Annotated in this window: 5 protein-coding genes, 4 tRNA genes and 1 rRNA gene; all 10 read left to right on the top strand. The window is 41.5% G+C overall.

The window, feature by feature from the left end; translation table 11 throughout:
* The first annotated feature begins 66 nt into the window (after positions 1 to 66).
* A 5S ribosomal RNA gene (gene rrf / locus V7R55_RS19295) occupies positions 67 to 182 on the top strand.
* A gap of 158 nt (positions 183 to 340) precedes the next feature.
* Positions 341 to 868, top strand: coding sequence for a hypothetical protein (locus V7R55_RS19290; protein WP_334060977.1), 528 nt, complete (start codon positions 341 to 343; stop codon positions 866 to 868).
* A 104-nt stretch (positions 869 to 972) separates the two neighbouring features.
* Positions 973 to 2,538: a methyl-accepting chemotaxis protein gene (locus tag V7R55_RS19285; RefSeq protein ID WP_334060976.1), complete on the top strand. Its 1,566-nt coding sequence runs from the start codon at positions 973 to 975 to the stop codon at positions 2,536 to 2,538.
* A 158-nt stretch (positions 2,539 to 2,696) separates the two neighbouring features.
* Positions 2,697 to 3,731: a UDP-N-acetylmuramate dehydrogenase gene (murB, locus tag V7R55_RS19280; protein WP_334060974.1), complete on the top strand. Its 1,035-nt coding sequence runs from the start codon at positions 2,697 to 2,699 to the stop codon at positions 3,729 to 3,731.
* Positions 3,728 to 4,714, top strand: coding sequence for a bifunctional biotin--[acetyl-CoA-carboxylase] ligase/biotin operon repressor BirA (birA, locus tag V7R55_RS19275; protein ID WP_039222269.1), 987 nt, complete (start codon positions 3,728 to 3,730; stop codon positions 4,712 to 4,714). Before murB ends, birA begins: the two co-directional genes overlap by 4 nt.
* 149 nt (positions 4,715 to 4,863) lie before the next feature.
* A complete protein-coding gene (locus tag V7R55_RS19270) occupies positions 4,864 to 5,610 on the top strand; it encodes a type III pantothenate kinase (RefSeq protein WP_334060972.1) in 747 nt (248 codons plus the stop codon).
* A 121-nt stretch (positions 5,611 to 5,731) separates the two neighbouring features.
* A tRNA-Thr gene (locus tag V7R55_RS19265) sits at positions 5,732 to 5,807 on the top strand.
* A 7-nt stretch (positions 5,808 to 5,814) separates the two neighbouring features.
* Positions 5,815 to 5,899 (top strand) — tRNA-Tyr (locus tag V7R55_RS19260).
* A 33-nt stretch (positions 5,900 to 5,932) separates the two neighbouring features.
* Positions 5,933 to 6,007 (top strand) — tRNA-Gly (locus tag V7R55_RS19255).
* Between the two features lie 7 nt (positions 6,008 to 6,014).
* Positions 6,015 to 6,090 (top strand) — tRNA-Thr (locus V7R55_RS19250).
* The last annotated feature ends 65 nt before the right edge of the window (positions 6,091 to 6,155 follow it).

Genomic DNA, 6,155 nt, shown 5'->3' with positions numbered 1-6,155 from the left:
TAGAGTGAAAAGTAGTTACTCACTGATTGAATTAATATTATCTTTCCCAAATTGTTACCAGTTTTTCCTGGCAGCCATAGCGATACGGTACCACCTGATTCCATTCCGAACTCAGAAGTGAAACGTATTAGCGCCGATGGTAGTGTGGGGTTTCCCCATGTGAGAGTAGGACACTGCCAGGTCCCATTAAGAAGAACCCGCCTATCGGCGGGTTTTTTGCTTTCTGACCCCATTGTTCGGGGAAATGTATGCTGTAGTTTTGGAAATAGCTCAGTATAAGAGCGACAGGTTGAAAAATAATCGGTATGGTATAAAAACACCAAACAACTAGGAAGTTTGTATGTCATCCTTACCATTTGATAATAACCCGGCTTATTTGCGGGGAAATTTTCAACTTGAACCTGTGACCGCTCTATTAAAGCAACATGCAGAAATTGTTTGCTTTCTTCTAATAGTCGTCTTCTTCGTTGGTAATGCATTTATTGAAAATAGTGAAAAAGAGCGAGTCTTAAGTAACCCACAGAAAAACGACTTTTTCTATATTGACTATAGAGCTATAGATCCTTCATCGGATGCTCGATTTCGCTATGTTCCGCTGAAATTACTTAGTGTTGATAATGATACTCTTACTTTTAAAGTCGGAAACATTGCTCACACAACACCTGTCTCACCCAGTCAACATGCGAAATTTGATAAAGCGTTATTGCTACGCAATTACTATCGTATTGATAACCTTGTGCTTAGCAAAACAAAAGTAAATGACTTGGTTACTTCTGGTGCCATTTACGATGCTAGACGGCCTCGAAATATTTATATTAACGGCTGGATGGTTTTGCACCTAAATGAGTTAGTACCAGATAACAGTTAGTAATAAAGTACTCTGACCCCATTACTTAATACTATCCGCTTATAGATAATTAAACTAAGTCAGTCTACATTCTATAGTTGTTAATGAAATGTTAGATGGATCATATGAAGTACTTAGTTTTAGCTGTAATTGCAAGTCTCGTTAACGTAGTGATGTCTTTTGTGACATCAGATGTCTTGTTTGCTTCGTGTGTGATCTTTCTTACTATTCTTCTCGCAGCCTTTATTACTGAAAAGGCGTTTAAAAACCAAAATATATCGGCGAGCAAAACCGTTCTATCTGATGATTATAAGAAAAACGCTCACAGCGATGATGCTACAAAAGTAAGCCATGCCGCGAGTAATATTGCTATAGGTAGTGCTTCAATCTCATTCTTTTTAGAACAGTTATCCAAAGCTTTTAATGAGCAAGTTGCTAATATCAGTGAAATGAGCGGCAGACTACAACAGCTTGAAGCATCATCGACTCAGTTAGATGAACTTGCCAAAAATGCCGCTTTTTCTATGAATGAATCCGATGAAAAAACGCAACGTGGAAGTACCTCTTTAAAAGAGGTAATAAACCAACAACAGCAACTGGTTAAAAACATAAATGCGTCATCTGAAGCACTTATTACGCTAAAGAGCAAAGCTGAGGGCATTAGTACCATAACAAATACGATAAACCAGTTGGCCGATCAAACAAATATGCTCGCGCTAAACGCCGCTATTGAAGCTGCAAGAGCAGGCGAGCAAGGACGTGGATTTGCTGTGGTTGCTGATGAAGTACGCGAGCTTGCTAAGAAAACAACCGACGCCACGTCAGGAATAGAAAGCCTACTGCTGGACATGAACGCAAGCAGCCAAGCTGCAGTTGCTACCATGGAAACGGTGCTCAACTCCAGTGACAACATGAATGCAAAATTGCAGGATAGCGAAGAAGCTATCTCATATTCTAGTAAGCTCTCCACAAAAGCACGCGAGTCAATGGGAGCAATGCAAGCAATGGTAGAAAATAACGCGGAGCATAGCGCAGGGATAAGTACAAATATCCTTCAACTCCATGTTACTACAGAAAAACTAGAGCATGACTTAACCGACGTTTCTACTCAAGCGCTTTCATTGAGCAGCCAAGCTGAGGATATTTTTAGGCTACTGGAAAACTTCGATGTAAAGGATAGAAATAGTGAAGTAAAAGACATCGCGGTGAATGCTTCTAAAGCTATTGGAAAACGGTTCGAGCATGCTATATCAGAGGGCGCGATATCAGAAGCAGAGCTATTTGAATTTAACTATAGGCCTATACCAAATACCAACCCTGTAAAGCACACGACACCTTTTGATAAATTTACCGATAATGTACTTCCTGCAATCCAAGAGCCTTTATTAGATAAACACACCTTTATAATCTATGCCGGTGCAGTTGATAAAAATGGCTACTTTCCTACCCACAACAAGAAGTTTAGTCAGCCTCTTACTGGCGATTATAATACGGATTTAGCAAATAACCGAACTAAGCGGATATTCGATGATAAAACCGGAAGACGTTGTGGCAGCAATACCTCAACGTTCTTGCTGCAAACCTACAAACGAGATACCGGTGAAATCATGCATGATTTATCTGCGCCCATATATGTGAACGGTAAACATTGGGGCGGGTTTCGTATTGGTTATAAAGCCAAAGAGCAGTAACTTCACCATCTTAATGTGGGCTCTTGCTTTTTATTCATTGATATTGGCGGTACCATAACGCTGAATAAGATTGGCAATAATATTATTCTTTCATTGCGCTTTTATTTAACGCGTCGTTACCCTACCATTAGCGAATTGTTCGCAGTTCGTAAAATTCTATGCCCTCACTACAAGCTTACAGCACATTTGGCCTTCCAGCGTCGTGTGATTCTATCCAATCGTTTACCGGCGTTGCTTCATTCTTATCTACCTTTAATACCTATAAAAACAAGACTAACAACGCCATTTACATACTAGGCGGTGGAAGCAACTCGATTTTTACCGATGATTTTGACGGTACAATTCTAGTTAATGAAATTAAGGGAATAAGCCACTTCGATACTGAAAGTCATCACTATCTACGGGTAGGTGCAGGTGAAAATTGGCATGAATTCGTAACTTTGTGTATGAAAGAAAAGTGGTATGGGTTTGAAAACTTAGCGTTGATACCTGGTTCGGTTGGCGCGTGCCCCATTCAGAATATTGGGGCTTATGGAGTTGAGGTAAACAGGTTAATCGATAAGGTTGAATGTGTATTTCTTGAAACAGGCGAACAGATGTTACTAGGTAATGAAGACTGTCAGTTTGGCTATAGAGACAGTGTGTTCAAACACGCACTAGCGAACAAAGTACTTATCACTCATGTAAACTTTAAATTACCTAAGCAATACGAACTCGAAACCAGCTACGGCGAACTATCGGCACTCACTGAGCCTACGCCAGAAAAGGTGTATAGTAAGGTGATAGAAATTAGAAAAAGTAAACTTCCTGACCCGAGTGAGCTAGGCAATGCTGGAAGTTTCTTCAAAAACCCAGTGGTTTCAAAAGCAGTGTTTCAAGCGATTGCACAAGACTATGATTCAGTGCCCCATTTTGTGGTGAGCGGAAGTGCTGATTTTCCAGCCACTGAAAATGAACAAATAAAAATACCTGCCGCGTGGCTTATCGACCAGGCAGGTTTTAAAGGCAAAACTTTAAATAAAGTACGATGCCACCCTACACAACCATTGGTACTTACTAACTTAGGTGGTGCCACCGGAAACGATGTAATAACCATGGCAAAAGATATCATAGCAAGCGTACAGGGTAAGTTCGGCATACAGCTTGAGCCAGAAGTGCGCTTATTAGGAAGCAAAGGACTTATTTCGCTATGAGACAAGCATCAAAAGCTATAAGAAAACATATACTCGCTTTGTTGTCTGACGGCCAGTTTCACTCAGGGGAAACCATTGCACAGCAAGTGGGCCTTTCGCGCACAGCTGTTGCAGGCCATATTTCCCAACTTGCCGATTGGGGATTAGATGTATTTAAAGTAAAAGGTAAAGGCTACCGATTAGAACGAGGTTTTCCATTGTTAAGCGCTGACAGCATTAAACGCCATTTAGGCAATACAAAACGAGCGGTTATTGATGTGGAGTCGGTCTTACCTTCCACCAATACAGAAATGAAGAAGCGTATTGCCAGCAAACGAGAAGATCTTGAAAATGGCGATGTTGTTTTTGCCGAAATTCAAACCGATGGGCGAGGGCGGCACGGTCGTTCGTGGTTAGCACCGGTAGGCGGTAGCCTAACTTTCTCTATGTATTGGTCTTTTCCTGACGGTTATCAGAGCATGGCTGGGCTTTCTTTGTTAGTTGGGCTAGCGGTTTGCGATGCGCTTAAGGAATTTGGTGTCGAAGACGCTGAACTTAAATGGCCAAACGATATTTATCTGCAGGGTAAAAAGCTTGCGGGCGTACTTATTGAGGTAGAAGGTCAGATAGGTGCAACGGCGCATAGTGTTATCGGTATAGGTTTAAATGTTTGTGTACCCGATAACCAATACGATGTGGGTCAGCCTCATAGCGATCTCGCGTCTTATTTAGGCACTATCCCTGATAGAAATGCACTAGCTGCAGAAATTATTAAATCGCTATGGTCTTATTTACCTAAATTTACTCAGCAGGGCTTTGGGCCATTTACTGCATATTGGGAAGCGCTCGACTTATACGCCGATAAACGCATTGTTTTACAAATGGGTGAGAAGCGTTTCTCAGGAATTGACAGGGGAGTGGACGCCAGTGGCGCGCTTCTTGTTGAAACGCAAGACGGTATTACGCGTTTCCACGGTGGCGAAGTTAGCCTTAGAGGCAATTAACGTTTTATTTTTGTTTTACTTTACAGCTGAGCTACGAAGAATTTGACCGTTATTTATAATAAAAGTACTTCGTAGTTCATCTTTGTGCTTTTTTAGTTAGCATTTCATCCGTCCGTTTTACGCATTGCTTTGCGAATGAAACCAAAAATATGAACATCATTGAAGAAAACCACGTCATATTAGTGGATATCGGTAACACCCGGATAAAATATTCACTGCTTTGTCATGCAGAAGAAGAGCCTAATGCATGTGAAGATGCCAATTCTCTCTTTTCCTTTATCGATTCTCAGGAAAGAATTTCTCATTTATATATAGCATCGGTACGAAACCAAGAGCTGGTTGATGAAATATCCACCATGTGCAATGAACGAAATATTATTTTTGTAGAAAAGCACACAGAGAAAGAAGCCTTCGAAATAAAAAATAGTTACGACAATGTTCAAAAAATGGGCGTTGATAGATGGCTTGCCATGGTCTGCGCTGCAGAAAAATCAAAAAAAGCATTTTTTGTTATGGATGTGGGTACGGCAATAACGGTCGATTTTGTTGTAGATGGTCAACATTTAGGCGGTTGGATCGTACCTGGTTTTCAAGTAATGCGTAATGCTTTGGTTGCTTCCACTAAAAAAGTGTTCGCGAATGATGAAATTCCGACCACCTTCGGTGTGGGAACCGATACTGAAGATTGTGTGGCATCAGGGTGTCATGCGGCACTATATGGTGTTTATTTGAGCGCGATTGATTACATATCAAGCAAACGAACCGATTTTGATATAATTTTAGGGGGTGGAGACAAAAAAGTGTTTGCATTCTTAAAATCTGCTGATAACATGCGCCTCGCTCATTTGGTGATGCAGGGTCTTGCCCGCTACGCTCGAAGTGAACTTCTAAAGTGAACATCGACGTAAGTTTTTGATTAGTTGAAAAATTGGTCAAAAAAGAAAATTGAAAAATTTTCAAAAAGACACTTGCACAGAGTTAAACAATACTCTAGAATGCGCACCCACTTGATGTAGTGCCGACTTAGCTCAGTTGGTAGAGCAACTGACTTGTAATCAGTAGGTCGCCAGTTCGATTCCGGCAGTCGGCACCATCAATCTGGAGGGGTACCCAAGCGGTCAACGGGAGCAGACTGTAAATCTGCCGGCTCAGCCTTCGCAGGTTCGAATCCTGCCCCCTCCACCACTTTCTCTATGAGGTGGCCAGAGAATTAGGATTGCGGGCATCGTATAATGGCTATTACCTCAGCCTTCCAAGCTGATGATGCGGGTTCGATTCCCGCTGCCCGCTCCAAATCAGTGCTGATATAGCTCAGTTGGTAGAGCGCACCCTTGGTAAGGGTGAGGTCGGCAGTTCAAATCTGCCTATCAGCACCAGTTTATTTCTCCCCAGCTCATGTAAAATTTCTAAATTTTTTAATGTAACTTTGCTGGGATAATAG

The sequence above is a fragment of the Alteromonas sp. S005 genome (assembly GCF_036864475.1).
In the GTDB taxonomy this organism is placed as follows: Bacteria; Pseudomonadota; Gammaproteobacteria; order Enterobacterales; family Alteromonadaceae; genus Alteromonas.
The sequence above is the reverse complement of the archived record's forward strand: the minus strand, read 5'-3'. Positions and strand labels throughout refer to the sequence as shown.

Coding starts and splice junctions, on each gene's coding strand:
- V7R55_RS19290 (WP_334060977.1), top strand. CDS start 341: ATGTCATCCTTACCATTTGATAATAACCCGGCTTATTTGCGGGGAAAT.
- V7R55_RS19285 (WP_334060976.1), top strand. CDS start 973: ATGAAGTACTTAGTTTTAGCTGTAATTGCAAGTCTCGTTAACGTAGTG.
- murB (WP_334060974.1), top strand. CDS start 2,697: ATGCCCTCACTACAAGCTTACAGCACATTTGGCCTTCCAGCGTCGTGT.
- birA (WP_039222269.1), top strand. CDS start 3,728: ATGAGACAAGCATCAAAAGCTATAAGAAAACATATACTCGCTTTGTTG.
- V7R55_RS19270 (WP_334060972.1), top strand. CDS start 4,864: ATGAACATCATTGAAGAAAACCACGTCATATTAGTGGATATCGGTAAC.